Genomic DNA, 21,544 nt, shown 5'->3' with positions numbered 1-21,544 from the left:
AAATGCATTTGCGAGATTAAAACATTTCCGTGCTATTGCTACCCGATTTGATAAGCTTGCACGAAATTATCAGTCTATGATCTACATTGCTTGCATGTTTATTTGGTGCAAAGCCAAATGAGGACACACCCTAGTATTTTGTAGATCTAATTTACCTTCTAAACTGCCTTCGGCTTTAGCTAACCATTCAAGAATTCCACTAGCTCCTATGCCACCAGAGCCTGATACAGTTTTAGTGGATTGATCATTGTTGGATTCAGAAATATTTGTAGATGTTTCGACTCCATCAAACAAGTATCCAGCACAGTTAAGTAGCATTTTTTCATTGAGATAAATAGGTTCTAATAGTTCTTTCATTTGAAATAATAAAGGGCTGAATAATCAGCCCTTTATACTACAAATTAGTTCAAACTAACAACACATTAAAGCGCCGCAATCTGCTCCATATTCGCTTTAATCTTGGCTAACTGATCAGCAAACTCAGCAAGTTTTACTTTCTCGCCTTCAACTACAGCCGCAGGTGCTTTCGCCACAAAACCTTCATTACCAAGTTTAGTGGCAATTTGATCATGTTGCTTTTGAACCTTGTCCAAGTCTTTTTGTAGACGACCCAATTCCGCTTTAGGGTCAATTAAGCCCTTCATTGGAACGTATACAGATACGTGACCAACGACAGAAGACGATGACAATGGTGGTTGTTCGCCATCAGCCAAGAACGTAATGCTTTCAACTTTCGCCAATGCTTTAAACAATGGTTCAATACGTGCGATTTGCGCTTTTTCAGCATCAGTGGTGTTTTGAAGTAGAACAGGCAACAAACGCGCATTACCTAGACCCATTTCACCACGGATGTTACGTACCGCACCAATCAAACCTTGAAGCCATTGCATATCTGCTTCAGCTTGATCATTGATGAGCGCTTGGTTAGAAACAGGGTACTGTGCAAGCATAATCGTTTCGCCAGAAATGTTCAGCTTCGGCGCAAGCGTTTGCCAAATTTCTTCTGTCAAGTAAGGCATCAACGGATGTGCCAAACGTAAAGACGCTTCCATCACAGCAAGAAGAACACGGCGGATTTCAGCTTTACGTTCTACCGAGATATTTTCATCATTCAGAACAGGCTTAGTCAGCTCGACATACCAGTCACAGTATTCATTCCAGATGAACTCGTAAATCGCTTGTGCAGCCAAGTCTAAACGATAGGTTGCAAATGCTGTTTGCACTGCTTGTTCTGCTTTTTGTAGACGGCTTACAATCCACTGTTCAGGCAATTCCCAAAGGTCTTGACGAACTTCTTGACCAATCACTTGTTCTTCGCAGTTCATCATCACGAAACGCGTTGCGTTCCAGATTTTGTTGGCAAAGTTACGGTAGCCTTCAACACGCTTCATGTCGAACTTGATGTCACGACCGGTGTTCGCAAGCGCACAGAATGTGAAACGAACCGCATCTGTACCGTAAGATTGAATCCCTTCAGGGAATTCTTTACGCGTTGATTTTTCAATCTTCGCCGCTTGTTTCGGGTTCATCAAACCTGTGGTACGTTTTTGTACTAAAGTTTCTAAATCCACACCGTCAATTAAGTCTAATGGGTCAAGCACGTTGCCCTTAGATTTAGACATTTTCTGACCTTCGCCATCACGTACCAGACCGTGTACATATACCGTTTTGAACGGAACTTGTGGCGTACCATCTTCATTTTTCATGAAGTGCATGGTCATCATGATCATGCGGGCAACCCAGAAGAAGATGATGTCGAAACCAGTGACCAGTACATCAGTCGGATGGAAGGTATTTAAGAAATAGTTTTCTTTATCTTTGGCTTCATCGCCAGTCCAACCTAAAGTTGAGAATGTCCAAAGACCCGATGAGAACCATGTATCGAGTACGTCTTCGTCTTGGTCTAATTGAACATCGGCAGGGATATTGTTTTTCGCACGAACTTCAGCTTCGTCACGACCTACATAAACATTACCATCTACATCGTACCAAGCAGGAATACGGTGACCCCACCACAATTGACGCGAGATACACCAGTCTTGGATGTTGTTCATCCACGCCATGTACATGTTGCTGTATTGCTCAGGAACGAATTTAATCTCGCCATCTTTAACCGCTTTAATTGCAGGCTCAGCAAGCGGTGCAATTTTCACATACCATTGATCCGTCAGTAACGGCTCAACGATGACCCCTGAACGGTCACCGCGAGGTGGTTTAAGCGTATACGGTTGGATTTGCTCTAACCAGCCTTCAGCTTCAGCTTGTTCAACTAATTTTTTACGTGCTTCAAAACGATCTAAGCCCACATATTCCGCAGGTGCAGGGATGGTTTTAGAAATTTGCTCGCCGGCTTTTGCGATGTATTCAAACTCAGCCAACACTTCAGCATTTTTATTGAAGATGTTGATGATTGGCAATTCACAGCGTTTACCCACTTCATAGTCATTGAAGTCGTGTGCAGGGGTGATTTTTACACAGCCTGTACCAAATTCTTTGTCAACATATTCATCTTTAACAATTGCCACGCTACGACCGGTAATCGGCAGGATGATGTTTTTGCCGACAAGATGTGCATAACGCTCATCATCCAGGGCAACTGCAATGGCAGTATCACCGAGCAGGGTTTCAGGACGGGTGGTTGCGACCACGATATAATCTTTGCCATCATGCGTGCGCAATGATTTATCTTCAAAGAAATATTTCAGATGCCACAATGAACCTGCTTCTTCTTTATCAGACTCAACTTCTAAGTCAGAAAGCGCAGTTTGTAATTTTGGATCCCAGTTAACAAGGCGTTTACCACGGTAGATCAAACCTTGTTCATGCAGTTTTACAAACACTTCTTTGACCGCATTGGATAGACCATCATCCATAGTGAAGCGTTCACGTGACCAGTCTACAGAAGAACCCAAACGACGGATTTGACGGGTAATGTTACCGCCAGACTGTTCTTTCCATTCCCAGACTTTTTCGATGAACTTTTCACGGCCCAAGTCATGACGGCTAATGCCTTCTGCACCAAGCTGACGTTCTACCACCATTTGGGTGGCAATACCGGCGTGGTCAGTACCCGGTTGCCAAAGCGTATTTTTACCTGACATACGGTTATAACGGGTCAATGCATCCATGATGGCATTGTTAAAACCATGACCCATGTGCAAGTTACCAGTGACGTTTGGCGGCGGAATCATGATACAGAATGATTCGCCTTTTTCAGAGGGCTTGAAGTAGCCGCGTTCTTCCCAAGTTTGGTACCATTTTTTCTCGATCTCGGTCGGATCGTAGGTTGTCGCGATATTTTGCGCTGAATCAGTCATAGTCTAAACAGATCAAAAGTAGATGAAAAATTGGATCTATTGTAGCAAAAAAAATAGTGCATGCGGCAGCTTAACCAAATGTAAACTTTAGACAATTGGCATGCAGAGCAACTCGTCGTATGATGCAAAGATAAAAAACGCGACTCATCGCAGAAGATTAAAAAGGATAACAAGATGAGCTATAGCATTTCCCTGAAGATCCAGCCTGAAACCCATCAGCGCTTTATCGACCTTCATTCTAGATTAAATGCCGGTGATCCAGACAGTCTGGCTAAACCGCTCGGTGAAAATCTGGCCGATATGGCCTGTGAAATTATTGACCAGATTTTTGGTCAGATGGTGCAGATCGCGAAATCTCCCGACAGTGAATCTGAAAAAGTGATTCAGCACATTATTGAGACGACACGTAAATATATGCCTTGGTCGGTTTCCTTATTTGGCAATGAACGGCTCATGCCCATGGTGAATTATCTGCATCGCATGACTTATACGCATGACGGCGATGTTTTTGTGCGTTATCCGGTGGAAAAGATGCTGGTGATGGAGTTACTGGGTTGTGTGGATCAGATGAAAACCGGCAATCATCAATATGTCTCGCCGGCACTCAAAGCCTTTACCCAGGTCGTTGATCAGGGCGTGACCTGTCTGATCCGTGAACCGAAAAACCTGTTGAAGTTTAATGTTGTGGTCGATAAAACCTTAAATGGGGTGATTCACCTAACCACCCAGCTCGGCTATAAACGTTTTGATAAACTCGGTAATATCTATGATGCTGATACGATGCGTTATTATTTCGAGCATTTACTGGCATTTCTGGAAGATGAAAGGCCGCACCATATTTATTAAAACAAAGGAAACAGGATTTCATGGCGAAAGTTGAAAGTTTAAATGGAAAAGTGGTCTGGATTACTGGCGCATCTTCAGGGATAGGCAAGGCGATTGCACAGCAATGTGCCGCACAGGGAGCGCAGGTGATATTGACTGCGCGCCGTCATGAAGAACTGGAAAATGTGCGCCAAAGCCTGATCAATCCGGATCAACATATTTCCATCACGGCTGATATCACCGATGAAAGTCAGGTTCGCCATGCCTATGAGCAGGTTGTGCAACAAAAAGGCCGGATTGACTGGCTGATCAATAATGCCGGACTCAGTCAGCGTGCCCTGATTGCAGAAACCACCATGCAGACTGAACGCGCCATTATGGAAGTCGATTATTTCTCGCAGGTATTTTTGACCAAAACCGTACTGCCAACTTTTCTGGCACAAAAATCCGGCCGTATTGTGTTTATTTCCAGTGTTGCAGGTTTGCTCGGTACACAATATCGCGCGTCTTATTCCGCAGCCAAAGCAGCAATTCATATGTGGGCCAACAGCCTGCGTGCTGAAGTGGCAGATCAGGGGATTGGCGTATCGGTGATTTTCCCCGGTTTTGTTAAAACCAATGTGTCCCTGAACGCTTTAAATGGTCAAGGGAAGCCACAAGGGCATGCAGATGAAGCGATTGAAAATGGTCTGTCCGCAGAAGATTTTGCCCGCCAAACTGTACAAGCTTTGCAGAGTGGCGAAGAATATATCGTGATTGGCGGCAAGAAAGAAAAACTCGGGGTACTGGTGTCGCGTATTTCGCCAAAAGTCCTGTACAAGATGATTCGCAGAACCAAGGTGAAATAGATCATCCAGACTCAATAAAAAGGGCAGTATTGCCCTTTTTTGATCGCTCTTAAAAAGAAAATTATGAACAAACCTACAATTTAATTTCTGGAGGAGCTGACGCAAAGTGTGCACAACCCATCACACAGATATGCAGAAAATTACCTTTTCACTCTGGTACTTAAGTCAAAAACCGCTATGTTAGTTAAAAATAATAGTGAATTGGAATACGCTCATTCGATGAAAACACCGGTGCCAGATTATCTCAAGCATGTTTTAAGCTCCTGCCAAGACAATGATAAAGGGGCCTTGGCCGACTATATTCCTGAGCTGGCAGCAGTCGATCCAGAGAAGTTTGCTTTGGCACTCTCCACCGTAGATGGCACGATCTATTCCACCGGTGATGACGAGGTTGAGTTCACCATGCAGTCCATGTCCAAGCCTTTTGCCTATGCCTTGGCCTTGCAGAAAGTTGGCCTGACCAAGGTCATGGAAAAAGTGGGCGTGGAACCTTCGGGCGAGGCCTTTAACCAGATTTCATTGGAGAAAGACACCAATATTCCGAAAAATCCGATGATCAATTCGGGTGCCATTACTGCCCATTCCCTGATTCCCTATAAACGCACAGTATCCCGGGCGGAACAGTTGCGCCGTTTTTTAAGCGGTTTGGCTGGACGTGAACTGAGTTTTGATACCGATGTATATACCTCCGAACTGAAAACAGCGTTTCGTAACAGATCCTTGGGTTATATGCTGCGTACAGTAGGAGTATTGGAAGAAGATCCAGAAGCGATTGTCAATGGTTATATCAAGCAATGTTCAATCAAGGTGACGGTCAAAGACCTGGCGATGATTGCCGGGGTACTCGCCAACGGTGGGATTCAGCCGCAGACCGGTAAAAAATTATTGGATCGTTCTGTGGTGCGGCAAGTCCTGAGCGTGATGCTCACTTGCGGGATGTATGATGCTGCCGGTGACTGGCTGACCACGGTGGGCATTCCGGCAAAAAGTGGGGTCGCAGGCGGCATTATTGGCGTATTGCCTGGACAGGTGGGCATCGCCGTATTTTCTCCACGAATTGATGAACATGGGCAGAGCGCGCGTGGGGTCGATATCTTTGAACGTATATCCCGGGAAATGGGGCTACATTTAATGGAAGGGACGCCGTCGGCACAAACCATTTTACAAAACCGTTATCTCACTGGAAAACGCGATCATGTGGTGGTGTATGAACTGCGTGGCGTATTGCAGTTTACTGAATCGGAAATGCTGCTGCGTATTTTGGAAGATGAACCGGAAGGCAAAAAACGAATTGTACTGGATCTGACCAATTTGACCCTAATTCATAATGTCGGCGCCCGCATGTTATTTGAAGGCGTGGCGCGTTTGAAAAAGGATGGTCATCCTGTTGTGGTGGTTGACTCGGAAGGAATTTTGAGTGAAGCACAGATGAAGGGTAATAAAAGAGTCGTGGTCAAAGAAAACCTGAACAAGTATCTAGAAAAATTTCAATAGACGCTTTTTCTGCTGTCTTGCTTGAGCACCAGCTGTATACCCGGAAATAAAAAAAGCCCCGATGATTCGAGGCTTTTTTAATAAATGATTTATTTAATATGTGCTGCAATGTCGCTAAAGATCACACCTAAACCATGTGCACCGGCATCCGGATAGCCTAAGCTACGGTCACCGACCGTACCGGCACGGCCCATACGTGCCACAATCTCTTGAGTCGATTCTGCACCTTTTACCGCAGCCGCTGCACCCAAGACAAAGTTTTCTTTAAAAGTCTTGCCGGTATTGGCAGACCATGAATCTGCACATGGTACTAGGGCATCAATCAGGGTTTTATCCCCCACCACGGCACCACGACCAAATGAACGCTCACCGGTCACTTGAATGCCTTTGACTGCCGCCTGCAACATTTCAGCAAAGTCAGCGACAGTTAAACTGGTTTTATCTTGAATGGCCTTACTCGCGGCACGGAAGGCTGAACCCCAGATTGGACCTGATGCGCCGCCACAGTATTCCATAATGATCATTGAGCAGTTCAGCATGAATTCATCCATATGCTGTGCTTGAATCAGACTTTGCCATTCACGTTTTAGCTGTTTAAAGCCTTTGGCCACGCTCATGCCGAAATCACCATCGCCGGCATGTGCATCTAACTCGCAGAAAGGCACTTCATTTTTAATAATGCAAGCCGCCATGACATCGACGACATAACGCATATTCTCAATCGTGAATTGCTCATTGCTGATTATTGCATGTTCAGGTTGGGTTTCAACTGCGGTATTGGCGCTGCGTTCAGCTGCTGCATTTTTTGCTGCAAATTCAAAAGGTAGTGCAGGTGAACCATCCGTTTTAAATGCAGGGGTATTGGCTTCTGCATCTAAATAGGTTTTAAGTTCAGCATCCAGCGCAAGTAAAGATACTGATGCACCGTTCATGTCGATACTGGTCATGTAGTTACCGACAAAAGTACGATAAATTTTGATGCCTTTACGTGCCAAATGTTCGCAAACATCGTTGTTAAAGACATACAGCTCCTGCATTGGCGTTGAACCAAAACCATTGACCAATACCGCTACTTCAGTCAGGTCAGGACGGTCAAGAAACAGGTCATCAATAATACGTTGTGCCAGTTCTTTCGATGGCAAGATTTTTTCACGACGAATGCCTGGTTCGCCATGGATACCGACGCCGTATTCCATTTCATCATCGGCCAGGGTAAAGGTCGGTGTACCTTTCGCAGGAACAGTACATGAGCTATAGGCAAAACCAAGGCTAATCACGTTATCTGCCGCTTTTTGTGCCAGTTCTTTTACGCGAGCAAGTTCATAACCTTTAGAGGCAGCAGCACCCGCAATTTTATGTACGAAGATGGTACCAGCAACACCACGACGACCAACCGTATATAAGCTGTCTTTTACCGCGATATCATCTGCCACTTTGACATAGTCAACCTTGATGTCATCTTCCGCAGCCAAAGCTGCACCATTCTGGAAATTCATCATATCGCCAGAATAGTTCTTGATGATCATCAGCACGCCTTTGTCTGTTGCGACATGCTGCAATGCTTTATAGACCTGAATTTGAGAAGGCGATGCAAATACGTCACCGCATACGGCAGCATCTAACATGCCAGTACCGACAAAGCCTGCATGTGCAGGTTCGTGACCTGAACCACCACCACTAATGAGTGCCACGTTATTGTGTTTTTGTTTACGCGAAATGATTTTGTGTGATTCGGTAAATGTCAGTTCAGGGTGGGCAAGGACAAAGCCTTTGCACATTTCGACAACCAGGTTTTCAGGGTTGTTGATGAGTTTTTTCATGGAGGAGGGCCTTCACGTATTCTGGGAGAGGTCTAAAGTCTTATTATTATGGAAATGTTTAAAATTTGCTGACTTAAAAATGTAAAAATGGTTTTTTATGGATTAATGGGTTAGAAAAGGGGCGATTCTAATCCCCCTAAATCCCCCCTTTAATAAAGGGGAACTTGCCACGAATTTTATAGCGGTTATTGATTCATGTTGTCCCTCTCTCTTTAAAGGGGAGGAAGGGAGTGTTAAGAAATCAAAGTGATTTTAGTTTATAGTATGCTGATTTTTAATAAGAATATTTGGACTTATAAATGTTGATTTGTAAAAGTTGTATTGACAAAAAGTTACCACCTTATACATACAATAAAGAAAATTTTGAAATTCAGTTTTGTACAGAGTGTCAAAGCGAAACTGAGCATTTGGATTATAAAATCTTTAAAAATAAATTATTTCAGGTCATATCTACTAATTATAAATTTTTGAGGGATTTGCCAGATAGAGCAGGTTGGTTTTATGAAGCACATGATGAGGAGGGTGTGAGCAATTTTTATAATTTAATTGAATGGTTGGAGTTAAATGAGGAACTAACAGAAAAATTAGCTGAAGATGCAGATGATATATTTGGTGATGAGTTATTAGTACTTTATGATGATTCTTTAGAGGAATATGATGGTTGTCATAAAGAACGTGAGTGGGAAAAAATCCAGAAAAGTTTTAAACATGAATTTAGGTTTTTTAATCCAAGACTAAAGGAATTCTTGGATCATACTTTTGAATACTTGCTAGATAATAATAAAATCCAACATTCACTTTTAAGCATTATTACACCGAATACCATTTTATATCGTGGAAGAAGTTTCGATAGTAGTAATGCATTATTGAAAGAAATTAATGAAAATAATCTGACATTTGAATTTGAATTTGAAAAAGAAAATGAAGATATTGCAAAAAATATTCGAGATAAATTTGGGTTGGTGCCATCATTCTTAGCTAGTGATCAAAGAATGACACCTTTTGGAATTTCAGCTCTTTATTTGTCGACGGATAAAATGGCATGTGTAGCTGAAATAAGAGCCTTAGTTGGGCAATATGTTGGTATTGCTCAATTTTCTAATAGAGTAGAATTAAAATTATTAAATCTAAATAAATTAGCACAGGGTCTATATCCTCATCATTTAGATGAAAGCTATTTGGAGAAATTGGATATTTATATATTTTTTAAGAAGCTAATAGCGAATATTGCTAAGCCTAAGCTTGAAAGTGGTAAATTTGATTATTTAATAAGCCAATATTTTTTTGAGTACCTAAGAGTAAAGTTTGGAGATGAAGTTCAAGGAATTTTCTTAAAGTCAGTACAATTACCTACTGCTGACAATATTATCTTATTTCCAGAGATTACTTCTAAAGGAATAGATAGTTCAATTACAACAGGAAATAATAAAATTTATTTCTCATGGAATACGGCTGCAATGTATGGTCTCAGTATTTCAAAAGTTAAATCAATAGAAATTAAAACTGAAATTGAATATATATCTCATCCGCGAATGAGAGAATCGTCCGACTGGATTTAATCCCTCCCAACCTCCCTTTAAAAAAGGGAGGAGTGGTCACGCAATTCATTTAATCACATGACAAAGTTCCCCTTTGAAAAAAGGGGGATTTAGGGGGATTCAAAGGTTCAAAACAAAAAAATCCCCTCACTCGAGGGGATTTTTTATTCGATACGAATGGATTCTTCCCCCTTTATCAAAGGTGAGAAACTAAGTTTCGCAAGGGGGGAGCTTAAGAAATCGAATCATCCAAATTCGGCGCTAACCAGCGTTTCGCCTCATCCAAGGTCCAGCCTTTACGCTTCGCATAATCTTCCAATTGGTCGCCAGAGATTTTACCCACGTTAAAGTATTCAGTTTCAGGATTTGCATAATAGAAACCGCTGACTGATGAAGGTGGCCACATTGCAAAACTAGAGGTTAAGTAAGTTCCAATCTTGTCAGTTGTAGCTAACCAGTCAAAGAGTGGCGCTTTTTCAGAATGTTCAGGACACGCAGGGTAACCCGGTGCGGGACGAATACCGACATACTTCTCTTTAATCAAATCTTCATTCGACAATTGTTCATCTGCTTGGTAGCCCCAAAATTCTTTACGGATACGCTGGTGCAAATGTTCAGCAAATGCTTCCGCAAAACGGTCACCTAAAGCCTGCGCCATAATTGCAGAATAATCATCGCCTTTGGCTTTGTATTCTTGCGACAGCTCTTCCGCACCAAAGATTGAAACTGTAAAACCACCCAAATAATCCTGAGCCACATCTTTCTGTGCAATAAAGTCCGCCAAAGAATAGTTGGCTTTGCCTGTCACTTTATCCGACTGCTGACGTAGATGTTCAAAAGTATGGGTCACATTGCCATTTTCATCTGCCACAGCAACAGTGTCGCTTGCCACACGGTTGGCAGGATAAATGCTGAAGGTGGCACGCGCATCGAAACGTTTATTCTCGATGATATCTTTCAGCATAATTTGTGCTTGTTCAAACAAGTCACGTGCTGCTTCGCCCACTACTTCATCTTCCAGGATTTTCGGGAATTTACCCGCCAGACTCCAAGAAATAAAGAACGGTGTCCAGTCAAAATATTCCACCAAGGTTTCAAGTGGATAATTGGTGAAAGTTTCCGAACCAATGAAGTTAGGTTTTACTGGAGTGTGTGCACCAAAATCAATTTTAAAGCCATTTTCAATTGATTTTGCATAAGACAGTTTGGCGGCTTTCGGCTGCTTATTGGCTAAACGTGTACGGATTTTTTCATAATCCGCCGCATAGTCCGTTGCCAGTTTTGGTTTCATCTCGGCAGAAAGCAATTGTGTTGCCACACCCACGGCACGTGAAGCATCAGCTGTGTAGTACACACCATCATTTTGATATTGCGGTGAAATCTTTACAGCGGTGTGGGCTTTAGAGGTGGTTGCACCACCAATCATCAATGGAATATTAAAGCCTTTACGCTGCATTTCTTTGGCAACAAAGACCATCTCGTCCAGAGAGGGCGTAATCAAACCAGACAAACCGATAATATCGACTTTTTCATCAATTGCGGTTTGCAGGATTTTCTCGCACGGCACCATCACGCCCAGATCCACGATGTCATAACCGTTACAGCCCAGCACCACGCCGACAATGTTCTTACCGATGTCGTGTACATCGCCTTTTACCGTCGCCAGCAGGATTTTACCTTTGGCTTCAGCTTGGGTTTTCTCAGCTTCAATAAACGGATTCAGCCAAGCCACTGCCTGCTTCATCACACGCGCAGATTTTACCACTTGTGGCAAGAACATTTTACCGGCACCAAACAGGTCGCCAACCACGTTCATACCTGCCATCAATGGGCCTTCAATCACATCCAGTGGACGGGTTGATTTTAAACGCGCTTCTTCAGTATCCTGATCGATATACGTTGTGATGCCTTTGACCAGTGCATATTCAAGACGTTTCTCAACAGATTCATTACGCCACTCAAGATTTTCTTCGGCTTTTTGCGTACCACTTTGACCACGATATTTTTCAGCGACAGCCAGCAGCCGTTCTGTTGCATCCTGACCACTTTCGCCTTGATTCTGGTTTTGAACCACATCTTCAACGGCAGCTTTTAATTCTTTATCAATGTCATCATAAATCGCCATTTGGCCGGCATTCACAATCCCCATGGTCATGCCTTTTTGAATGGCATGGTACAAAAATACTGAGTGAATCGCTTCACGTACTGGCTCATTACCACGGAATGAGAACGAGACGTTAGAGACACCACCTGAAATCATGGCATGGGGCAGATTTTCTTTAATCCAGCCAGTCGCTTCAATGAAATCAACCGCATAGTTATTATGTTCTACAATCCCTGTCGCAATCGCAAACACGTTCGGGTCAAAGATAATATCTTCAGCAGGGAAGCCCACTTCATTGACCAGCACATCATAAGAGCGCTTACAGATCTCTTTTTTGCGAGCGGCTGTATCGGCCTGACCATCTTCATCAAATGCCATCACAATCACTGCGGCACCGTACTGACGGCACAGGCGGGCACGTTCGACAAACTCGTCATAACCTTCTTTTAAGGAAATCGAGTTCACCACGGCTTTACCTTGCACGCATTTCAAACCTGCTTCGATAATCTCCCATTTAGAAGAATCGAGCATGATCGGCACACGTGAAATATCCGGCTCAGACGCAATCAGATTCAGGAAGTGCACCATGGCACCTTGTGAATCCAGCATGCCTTCATCCATGTTGATATCGATAACTTGTGCACCGGCTTCAACCTGCTGACGGGCAACATCGAGTGCTTCGGCGAAGTTTTCTTCACGAATCAGACGCAGGAATTTTTTCGAACCAGTGACGTTGGTACGTTCACCGACGTTCACGAACAGTGAATCTGGGGTGATGTTAAATGGTTCTAAACCGCTTAAACGACAAGCTGGCGCAATCTCAGGAATTTGACGCGGGCTAATGCCTTCCACTGCTTGTGCAATTGCGCGGATGTGATCCGGTGTGGTACCACAGCAACCACCGGTAATATTGATCAGACCGCTTTCCGCAAATTCTTTAATGAAAGCTGCAGTTTCTTCCGGTGTTTCATCATATCCACCGAAGGCATTTGGCAAGCCAGCGTTAGGATGTGCTGAAACAAAAGTATCCGCTACATCCGACACGGTTTTGACGTGTGGACGCATCGCATCTGCACCAAGCGCACAGTTAAAACCAATCGAGATCGGTTCTGCATGACGCATCGAGTTCCAGAACGCTTCTGCGGTTTGACCGGTTAAGGTACGGCCAGATGCATCGGTGATGGTGCCTGAGATCATGATTGGCAGTTCATAGCCCAATTCTTTAAAGACTTCTTTCACCGCAAAGATCGCAGCTTTGGCATTTAAAGTATCGAATACAGTTTCAATCAGGATGATGTCGACACCACCTTCAATCAGCGCTTTGGTTGATTCAATATAATCCACTTTTAAGGCATCAAAAGTGATGTTGCGGAAGGCTGGATCGTTAACGTTTGGAGAAATAGACGTGGTACGTGATGTCGGACCAATCACACCTGCCACAAAACGTGGTTTTTCTGGGGTTGAATATTTGGCACAGGCTTCTTTGGCCAGACGCGCGGCTTCACGGTTAATCTCGGGAACCAGATCTTGCATATGATAGTCAGACATCGAAACCCGCGTACCGTTAAAAGTATTGGTTTCAATAATGTCGGCGCCAGCTTCCAAGTAAGCTTCATGAATACCTTGAATGATTTGTGGTTGTGTCAAAACGAGCAGGTCGTTATTGCCTTTCAGATCATAAGCCCAATCAGCAAAACGCTCGCCACGGTAATCGGCTTCTTCCAGTTTATGGCGCTGGATCATGGTACCCATCGCACCATCGATAATTAAAATTTTCTTGGCAAGAAGTTCTTTTAAGGTGGCAAGTGTCGACATTCAAACTTTCTCAGTAGAAATCAAAAAACATCGTCCATATTAGCAGAATTAATGCTTGAATTCTGCGCCTCCTTTCTCAGAATGATGGATATGCATGATATGAAAATTTGATAAGTCAGTTAGAACAAGACAGGTTTTTGTTATCCGGTCTATGCAGTATTCAGCTTTAAAATGGGATCTGGCTAAAACTGGCAAAAATATATTTGAAAAATTAAGCTGATGCTTTTATTCATGAAATTGTCATATTTATTGACTATGCTCTGTACATAGAAATTATTGTCATCTTAAGCGTAGAGGGAGTTTCAAAGCTTTAAGCGCAAAAACAGGACACGTTTTTGAGTTCTGAAAAGCTGGAATTTTATCTTAAGTTGATGATTTATTGAATCAAACAGCAGTGTTTTACTCGGGATTAAACAGGACGAACAGCAGTAAGAAAATCTAAATTATTGCTTCATATGACAGCAGTTTGTCATATAATTGTCACAATTTAACTGAACAATAGGGGAATTCTTGAATCCTCTATTCCTGCTTGCATGAATCCTAATCAAACTCCCATAGATTCAGCACACGAGTCGGCTTCGCACAAGTCGACCAATGTTCACGTGCCGACACCAAAATTCTTTATGCCAGTTTTTCTAACTGTCATTATCTCTACTCTTATTTATATCGGTTTTCAATTGTCTGCCGATTTAGCGCATGTTCCTGCACTGGGTTTATATTCAATTATTCTCCTGGCGACGGCATTGTTTATTGCGCTGGGCTTTGAATTCGTCAATGGCTTCCACGATACTGCCAATGCGGTTGCCACGGTCATTTATACCAATGCACTTTCTGCGCCTGTCGCTGTAATGTGGGCCGGTTTCTGTAACTTCCTTGGGGTTATGGTGGCCAGTGGTGCGGTGGCTTACGGTATTATTGCACTGTTACCTGTTGAGCTGATCATGAATGTCGGCTCCGGAGCAGGTTTTGCCATGGTGTTTGCCATGCTGATCGCTGCGATTGTCTGGAACCTGGGAACATGGTTTCTTGGTATTCCTGCATCAAGCTCACATACCCTGATCGGTTCGATTCTGGGGGTGGGCATCATGAACTACATTCTGCACGCGAGCAGCGGTGCATCGGGTATAGACATGGAGCAGGTGATGAAAGTCGGTAAGGCGCTGTTATTTTCGCCTTTAATCGGTTTTGCATTTGCCGCTGTGCTGTTCTTGCTGGTGAAAAAAATCTTCAAGAAACAGGTGGAGCTGTTCCAGCCACCTGAAGGTAATAAACCGCCACCCCCTTTAATTCGTGCCATTTTGATCTTTACCTGTACCGGTGTCAGCTTTGCGCACGGTTCAAATGATGGTCAAAAAGGCATGGGGCTGATCATGTTGATTTTAATTGGCTGTGTACCAATGGCGTACTCACTCAACAAAAACCTAGATCAACAGCATATCCAGACTTTTGGTCAATTGTCTGCGCAAACGGCCAATGCGATTTATCCAGACCATGCGGATATTGAAGATGAAAAAGCGCGTCAGATCATCACGACTTATATCCAAACCAAAGAAATCACCCCTGAAGTGGTGCCTGCATTGGCGAGCCTCACAGATCATTTAGGTGAAAAAGTCGGTAGCTATAGCAGCATTAGGGAAGTGCCTGAAGCACAGGTTTCAGAATTCCGGAATGACATGTACTTAAGTACCACGGCTTTCAAGCGTTTGGACAAAGCAGAAGCTTTACCTGCAATGACGGCTGAACAGGACAAAACGGTAGATCAATACCGTGACAGTCTGGATTCATTCTTGCAATACATCCCGACCTGGGTGAAAGTGGCCGTTGCTCTGGCGCTGGGTCTGGGTACTATGGTTGGCTGGAAGCGTATTGTGGTGACAGTCGGTGAGCGTATTGGTAAGCAGCATATGACCTATGGTCAGGGTATGTCTGCTGAACTGGTGGCGATGTCGACCATTGCGGCTGCGGATGGTTTCGGGATGCCGGTATCGACCACTCATGTATTGAACTCTGCGGTTGCAGGTACCATGGTGGCGAATAAGTCAGGTCTGAACTTCCAGATGGTGAAAACCATTCTGTCTGCCTGGGTTTTCACTTTACCCGCCACAATTTGTTTATCAGGTACTTTGTACTGGTTGTTACTTAAAGTTTTCTAATATTATTAGATAAGTAAAAAACGCTGCTTTTGCAGCGTTTTTTTATGAAGTTTTTTAAAATCCTCTCCCTTGGAGAGGGTTGGGGAGAGGGGGAGAATTTTGAATAAAAATAATATTGACTCTAGGAGAAGGGTAGAGTCAAGGAAATCAATTACTTCTTAAGCTTACTCAATAATCCCTTGGGTAACTTCTCTGTCGCAAAACCATACAGGGCAGCAAAAGGTAATGCAGTTCGCGCCAGATAAGCCACTCGCCACAAACCACCATGATTCGCACCCTGCATCATCAATTCCAGTGGATGATTCAGCTTCACTTCAGGATTGGCCACAGAGGTAGCATTACGCAGATCATGAATCCACAGGGCTGCCATCAGTGCATTTGTGGTTTCAGGTGCAAAAGCTTCGACATCAAACAGACTGGCACCGTTGAACGCGGCTTTTAATAGCGGATTCTTGGTGACTGAATACGTGGTTGTAGATGGAGCGATATTGATGCTGACACGTTGACCCTGAGCGCGAGCTAAAGTAGCACGCCATTGTTGAATGCGTTTGGCCAGTGCATAGTTTGGACCTTGTTCAACGACCAGGCAGTCACAAATCCCATAAGCCTGATCACCAGACTGAATCAGCTCATGGCCATTTTTCTGGAAAAAGTGTTGACGGCTTAAAGTCGAAACACCTTTGGAAATCAGGGTTTGTACCTTAGAGCGTTCCGCATATTTTTCTTTTGATGCTTCGATCACTTCAGCTGGAACAGCATATACATCGGTCGGCGTACACATATACATCAGGCTGGTATTGGCTTTGTGCTGGCTGACATGCTGCATAATGGCATCCATTGCCATCGAAACACGGACATGCTTTTCACCATCAAGATAAGCAATTGCAGCCAGATCCAGATCCTGTTCGAATTGTAATAACCATTTGGCAATCTCGGGAATCTGAGTCAAAAGATTGGCACCGAGTTTTTCTTTTAGAACATCGTCAGGCGTATCTTCTGCAAGTGCTTCAGTACAGGGTGCATACAGCGTGGCATTGCCTTGGCTGATGGTATCGACAATCTTGCCCCAGACCCAGGTGCTGGGCAGGTCAATCGCCACAATATTGGCTTTCCATTTTGCCAGCCAGGTCAAAGGGCCAGCTTCAGATGCAGCACCAAACAGCACCATGGTTCGATCTGACAAATCAAACCATTCTGGGCGCGCCACACATTCACGCAGGGCATTGGCATGGCTGCTTTCCATAATACCTTGGTTTTCCCAACGTTCAATCTGCTCCAATAAGGCATAGCCTTGCAGCTTCTGGCCGTGGTAGGGCACATACCATTCTGGTGCAGCCTGACTGCTTCCCGTCAATTTAAAGCTATGTAGTTGATCGGCGGGCAAGGTAAGGGCATCTTTCAGTAAATGCTTCTGGCCATCACGGTAAAATTCAAAGGTCTGATGCGCCTGTGCCAGACCATCTTCAGCAATTTTCAGGCTGGCTTCAGGCGAGCTTAGCCCTTGCTCGACCAGTTGCTTAAAATGCACGGTATATTGTTTGCGCCAGTTTTTTTCTGATTGTGCCTGTGCAGCACTGTGCTGATTCACATTGGCCAAAGCTGCTGCGATGATCGCGCGTCCTGTTTTTGAGCTACTTGGTTTTTGTTGATTGGACTGAAGTGGAAATTGAAGACCGTCTGGTGTAGTGGACATGCAAAATATCTCGTAAATGACAGTAATTAATATACAGATGTATACATTATCGCTGCAAAATTCACTCCAAGATTGGCAATAAGTGACATCATGACTTTTTAATATATTACGAGATGTTTCAAATAAATAAGAGAGCCATGGCTCTCTTATTTATTTTTAGCGGAAATATCAGACTTATCTTATATGTAGCCTTATTTCTCTAGCCTTCAATAACCCTGATTAAAACGGAACCTGCATCAGTTTATTCAGGAAATGCGGAATCAGGCGTGGCTCCAGAATAATGGTCATGATCACGCCGTAGGCTGCTCCCCACAAATGCGCGCTATGATTAATGTTGCTATTGCCTTTTTTGCCTGACCAGATGCTATAAGCCACATAGAGCACGGCAAAAATAATCGCAGGAACCGGTATAAAGAACACGAAAATCAGCTTCCACGGTTCAAACAGAATATAGGCAAACAGCACCGCAGAGACTGCACCTGATGCACCAAGGCTGGCCCAGCGCGGATTATTTCTATGGGTCAGATAACTTGGAATAATAGCTGCAATCAGACCGCCCAGATAGAACAGAATAAAACCCAGATCATATAAATACTGACGATAAAAGCTCTCGATCACACTGCCAAAAAAGAACAGGGTAATCATATTGAATAGCAGGTGAGTTCCATCGGCGTGAATAAAACCATGGCTAATAAAGCGGTCATATTGTCCACGTTGCAGTGCCGGTGGCCAGAAAATCAGGCGATTCATCACCGTCTCTTTAGAGAAGGCAATAAAGGACACAATACAGGTGATCAGAATAATGGTAACGGTGTGATTAAAAGGTAAATCAAGCATATAAAGTAATTCTAATGGTGCCTATTTGCCAATTATCATGCCATTAAAATTGCACTAAAGTTGTACTTTTATAATAAATCCGACAATTTTAGTTGATTTTTAAAAATTCCCCCCGATCTTCAGTTAAAATAGCCGTCTGAGCTTGAGGAAATTATTGTTATGTCGACTGAGAACAGCAGCACTCCAGTTGTTGGTGAAATTCCCAACTTATTGATTACACCAACAGCACAAGAGTATTTAAAGGATTTACTGGATAAACAGAACACCCCGGGTATTGGTGTGCGTGTTTTTGTAGAACATCCGGGTACTCCTCGCGCTGAATGTTGCATGGCCTATAGTGCACCTGATGAAGTTGTGCCGACAGATTATAAGCAGGAATATCCTGAGTTCCCTGCTTTTATCGACTCGCCATCTATTCCGTATTTACTTGATGCCGTGATTGACTACAACAAAGACCGTTTTGGTGGTCAGTTGACCTTCCGTGCACCGAACTCTAAAGTGCCACGTGTGGGGCCAGATGCATCGGTAGAAGAGCGTATTACCTATGTATTGCAGTCTGAAATTAACCCGGGTCTGGCAGGGCATGGCGGTAACTGTGCACTGGTTGAAGTCAAAGAAGACCCAGAGCATGGCTTAACAGCGGTGCTTAAATTTGGCGGTGGTTGCCAGGGTTGTTCAGCGATTGATATCACCTTGAAACAAGGGGTAGAAACCACGCTAAAGCAGCATATTCCTGAATTGATGCATGTCGTTGATGAAACGGATCATAGCCAATCTGAAGGTGCGTATATGAAATAAGCTGTTCTATAGAACAGTTCATTTATCGCATTCTAAAAAACCTCGAACTTTCGAGGTTTTTTTATATCTGGCTTTAAGTTTAATAAATGTTAATGATAATAATTATCAATAGTAATTGCATTTGTGGAAATCCCTGTTACACTTCGCAACCGAATAAACATGATCTCTTCATAACTCTTAGGACGTGCAAGGTATGAATAAGCCCTTCTTAAAAACAACTTTAGCTTTCGCAGTATTTACAGCAATGACTGTTTCAGTCCAAGCGCAAGACCAAGTTACTGAAGAAAAAGAGGGAATCGTACAGGCTGATGCGACCAAATTACAAACGATTGTGGTGACTGCGAGTGGACAGGCAGTTGATGTTAAATCTGCGCCAGCTTCAATTAGTGTCATTACGGCAGAAGACATACAGAAACAGCCTGTTTCAAGTCTGGCCGATATCTTGAAACGCGTGCCCGGCGTAACAGGGGGCCTAAGTTCAAATGGGGCAGGTTCAAAAATACAATTACGCGGGATGCCTGACAATTACACGCTGATCTTAATTGATGGTAAACGTGTGGGCTCTTCTCGAGATACCAATTATCGTGCAAACCTAGGACATCAAGATCTAAACTGGGTGAGACCAGAAATGATTGAACGTATTGAGGTTGTACGTGGACCCATGTCTTCTTTATATGGCTCTGATGCGATGGGTGGAGTGATCAACATCATTACCAAAAAAATCCCTTCAGAATGGGGTGGCTCATTGACCTTAAACCATACCATGCCAACGACATCTTCGGATTTAGGGCGAACCATTCAATCAGGACTCGTGGGATATGGCCCTTTAACCGATACACTAGGTATGCGTGCCACAGTCGGGATCACTGAACAGGAAGCGGATCAAGGCTATCAAACCTCTGACCGTAATCTTCCCGGAATGGCAGGAAGTAAAGCAACCGGACAATCGGGTAGTCATGATCAGAATGCGAACTTAAAGTTTGATTATACGCCGAACGATATTCATAGCTTATCTTTAGAGCTGGGTTATGGCTTGCAAGAGAATAATGCCTCGACCACGCCTCAGGTGGTGGATGGTAAAGAACAGGCTTTATTAGCATGGGGTCCATCTGAGTTAGAACATCGTTCAGTGTCTCTATCACATGATGCTCAATGGGGTTTCGGTGATTCAAAAATTACGGCTTACTACAATGATTATGATCAAAGTCAGGTGACAGAGACTGGGCCGACCACACAAAAATCCAAGGAAAGCATTGTAGAAGCTAATCTCAATATTCCGTTTAAATTAGGTGTGGAGCATGTTGCGACAGTGGGAGGTCAATGGAAATCAGAAGAACTGGTTAATACCCGTAATATTGGGCTGGCTATTCCAAGTTATGACGGCAAAGAATATGGTTCAGAGCTAGAAGGAGATACTTGGGCATTGTTCGTTGAAGATAAAATTGTTTTTAATGATCAAGTCAATTTGACCCTTGGTAATCGTTTTGATCATCACGATAAATTTGGCACACATAATAGTCCACGTGCTTATTTGGTGGTGCAACCAAATGATGCATTGACCATTAAAGGTGGTGTTGCTCAGGGCTTTAGAGCTCCTTCACTCAAAGAGAATACTGCAGGTGCAGCGACGCGTTCAGGGGGGAATGGATGTACATCCTTGAAACCTTTAGGCTATGTATCGGGCGGATGTTATATGGCGGGTAATGCAGACCTGCAGCCTGAAGAAAGTACCAACTATGAACTTGGATTTAATTTTGCTCAAAATGATTTTGATCTCGGTTTAACTTATTTCCACACAGATTTTAAAAATAAAATTGAATATCGTGCTTTAGGAGAAATTAATGGGGTGTGGTGGACACAATATCAAAATGCTGAAAAAGCGCGTGTACGGGGCTTGGAAGCAAGTGTGGCATTACCACTCTTAGAGAATTTAAGCTGGAAGACCAATGCAACCTATTATTTTGAATCAAAAAACTTAGTGACTGGCAGAAATCTTTCAACGATTCCCGAGTTATCCGTTTATAGTGCACTCAACTGGACTCCCACTGATCCACTTTCATTGGAACTTGCAGCGCAATATACCGGTGAACAATATACGGCAAGTATTGAAGATACGGTGGTGATGCAAAAACCACATACGGTATTTAACTTATCTGCGAATTATGAAGTGAACGATCAAGTGACTGTTAGAGGTGGTCTCAATAATTTATTTGATAAAAAATTAGTAAATGCTTCAAATGATTATTATCTGGATCGTCAGGAAGTCTTTGTCGGACTGACCTATAACTTCTAAACAATTTAA

Annotated in this window: 13 protein-coding genes and 1 pseudogene; 8 read left to right on the top strand and 6 right to left on the bottom strand. The window is 43.4% G+C overall.

Features of this window, described 5'->3' with window-relative positions; genetic code table 11:
• Positions 1 to 121, top strand: a pseudogene (locus FTT73_RS06925) (IS5/IS1182 family transposase); the annotation flags it as partial.
• Here FTT73_RS06925 and FTT73_RS06920 read toward each other — a convergent pair.
• Entirely contained in the window at positions 82 to 357 is a 276-nt protein-coding gene (locus FTT73_RS06920; protein ID WP_257232861.1) for a hypothetical protein, read from the bottom strand. The pseudogene FTT73_RS06925 and the gene FTT73_RS06920 overlap by 40 nt on opposite strands.
• Before the next feature lie 65 nt (positions 358 to 422).
• Positions 423 to 3,317 (bottom strand): valine--tRNA ligase, encoded by a 2,895-nt coding sequence (locus FTT73_RS06915; RefSeq protein WP_180191192.1) that lies wholly within the window; start codon positions 3,315 to 3,317, stop codon positions 423 to 425.
• Positions 3,318 to 3,491: 174 nt separating this feature from the next.
• On the opposite strand from FTT73_RS06915, the gene FTT73_RS06910 reads away from it, so the two are divergent.
• From FTT73_RS06910 to FTT73_RS06900, 3 genes are all read left to right on the top strand, one after another.
• Positions 3,492 to 4,163, top strand: a complete 672-nt coding sequence (locus FTT73_RS06910; RefSeq protein ID WP_100534430.1) for a hypothetical protein — start codon at positions 3,492 to 3,494, stop codon at positions 4,161 to 4,163.
• A gap of 20 nt (positions 4,164 to 4,183) precedes the next feature.
• Entirely contained in the window at positions 4,184 to 4,990 is an 807-nt protein-coding gene (locus tag FTT73_RS06905; protein WP_074383104.1) for an SDR family oxidoreductase, read from the top strand.
• A 219-nt stretch (positions 4,991 to 5,209) separates the two neighbouring features.
• On the top strand, positions 5,210 to 6,484 hold the full coding sequence (locus FTT73_RS06900) for a glutaminase (RefSeq protein ID WP_180191191.1): 1,275 nt from the start codon (positions 5,210 to 5,212) through the stop codon (positions 6,482 to 6,484).
• An 89-nt stretch (positions 6,485 to 6,573) separates the two neighbouring features.
• On the opposite strand, the gene dhaK is transcribed toward FTT73_RS06900, so the two are convergent.
• Positions 6,574 to 8,304, bottom strand: coding sequence for a dihydroxyacetone kinase subunit DhaK (gene dhaK, locus FTT73_RS06895; RefSeq protein ID WP_180191190.1), 1,731 nt, complete (start codon positions 8,302 to 8,304; stop codon positions 6,574 to 6,576).
• Positions 8,305 to 8,603: 299 nt separating this feature from the next.
• Between dhaK and FTT73_RS06890 the strand changes: the two genes are divergently transcribed.
• A complete protein-coding gene (locus FTT73_RS06890) occupies positions 8,604 to 9,863 on the top strand; it encodes an RES domain-containing protein (protein ID WP_100328830.1) in 1,260 nt (419 codons plus the stop codon).
• A gap of 211 nt (positions 9,864 to 10,074) precedes the next feature.
• On the opposite strand, the gene metH is transcribed toward FTT73_RS06890, so the two are convergent.
• Positions 10,075 to 13,761 (bottom strand): methionine synthase, encoded by a 3,687-nt coding sequence (metH, locus tag FTT73_RS06885; protein WP_180191189.1) that lies wholly within the window; start codon positions 13,759 to 13,761, stop codon positions 10,075 to 10,077.
• A 533-nt stretch (positions 13,762 to 14,294) separates the two neighbouring features.
• Between metH and FTT73_RS06880 the strand changes: the two genes are divergently transcribed.
• A complete protein-coding gene (locus tag FTT73_RS06880) occupies positions 14,295 to 15,914 on the top strand; it encodes an inorganic phosphate transporter (RefSeq protein WP_005096235.1) in 1,620 nt (539 codons plus the stop codon).
• Between the two features lie 151 nt (positions 15,915 to 16,065).
• Here the strand turns inward: FTT73_RS06880 and FTT73_RS06875 are convergent, their stop codons facing one another.
• Together FTT73_RS06875 and FTT73_RS06870 are read right to left on the bottom strand one after the other, a co-directional pair.
• Positions 16,066 to 17,607 carry a hypothetical protein gene (locus tag FTT73_RS06875; RefSeq protein ID WP_180191188.1) on the bottom strand — a complete coding sequence of 514 codons (1,542 nt, stop codon included), beginning with the start codon at positions 17,605 to 17,607 and terminating at the stop codon, positions 16,066 to 16,068.
• 219 nt (positions 17,608 to 17,826) lie between these two features.
• Positions 17,827 to 18,444, bottom strand: a complete 618-nt coding sequence (locus FTT73_RS06870) for a rhomboid family intramembrane serine protease (RefSeq protein WP_180077192.1) — start codon at positions 18,442 to 18,444, stop codon at positions 17,827 to 17,829.
• Between the two features lie 159 nt (positions 18,445 to 18,603).
• Here FTT73_RS06870 and nfuA point away from each other — a divergent pair, with 159 nt between their 5' ends.
• Together nfuA and FTT73_RS06860 are read left to right on the top strand one after the other, a co-directional pair.
• Complete coding sequence (gene nfuA / locus FTT73_RS06865) at positions 18,604 to 19,242, top strand: Fe-S biogenesis protein NfuA (protein WP_005096238.1); 639 nt, start codon at positions 18,604 to 18,606, stop codon at positions 19,240 to 19,242.
• 193 nt (positions 19,243 to 19,435) lie between these two features.
• Positions 19,436 to 21,535: a TonB-dependent receptor domain-containing protein gene (locus tag FTT73_RS06860; RefSeq protein ID WP_180191187.1), complete on the top strand. Its 2,100-nt coding sequence runs from the start codon at positions 19,436 to 19,438 to the stop codon at positions 21,533 to 21,535.
• Positions 21,536 to 21,544 lie beyond the last annotated feature (9 nt).

The organism is Acinetobacter sp. YH01006 (assembly GCF_013420445.1).
GTDB lineage: Bacteria > Pseudomonadota > Gammaproteobacteria > Pseudomonadales > Moraxellaceae > Acinetobacter > Acinetobacter pseudolwoffii.
This window is presented reverse-complemented; position numbering and strand designations above follow the sequence as displayed.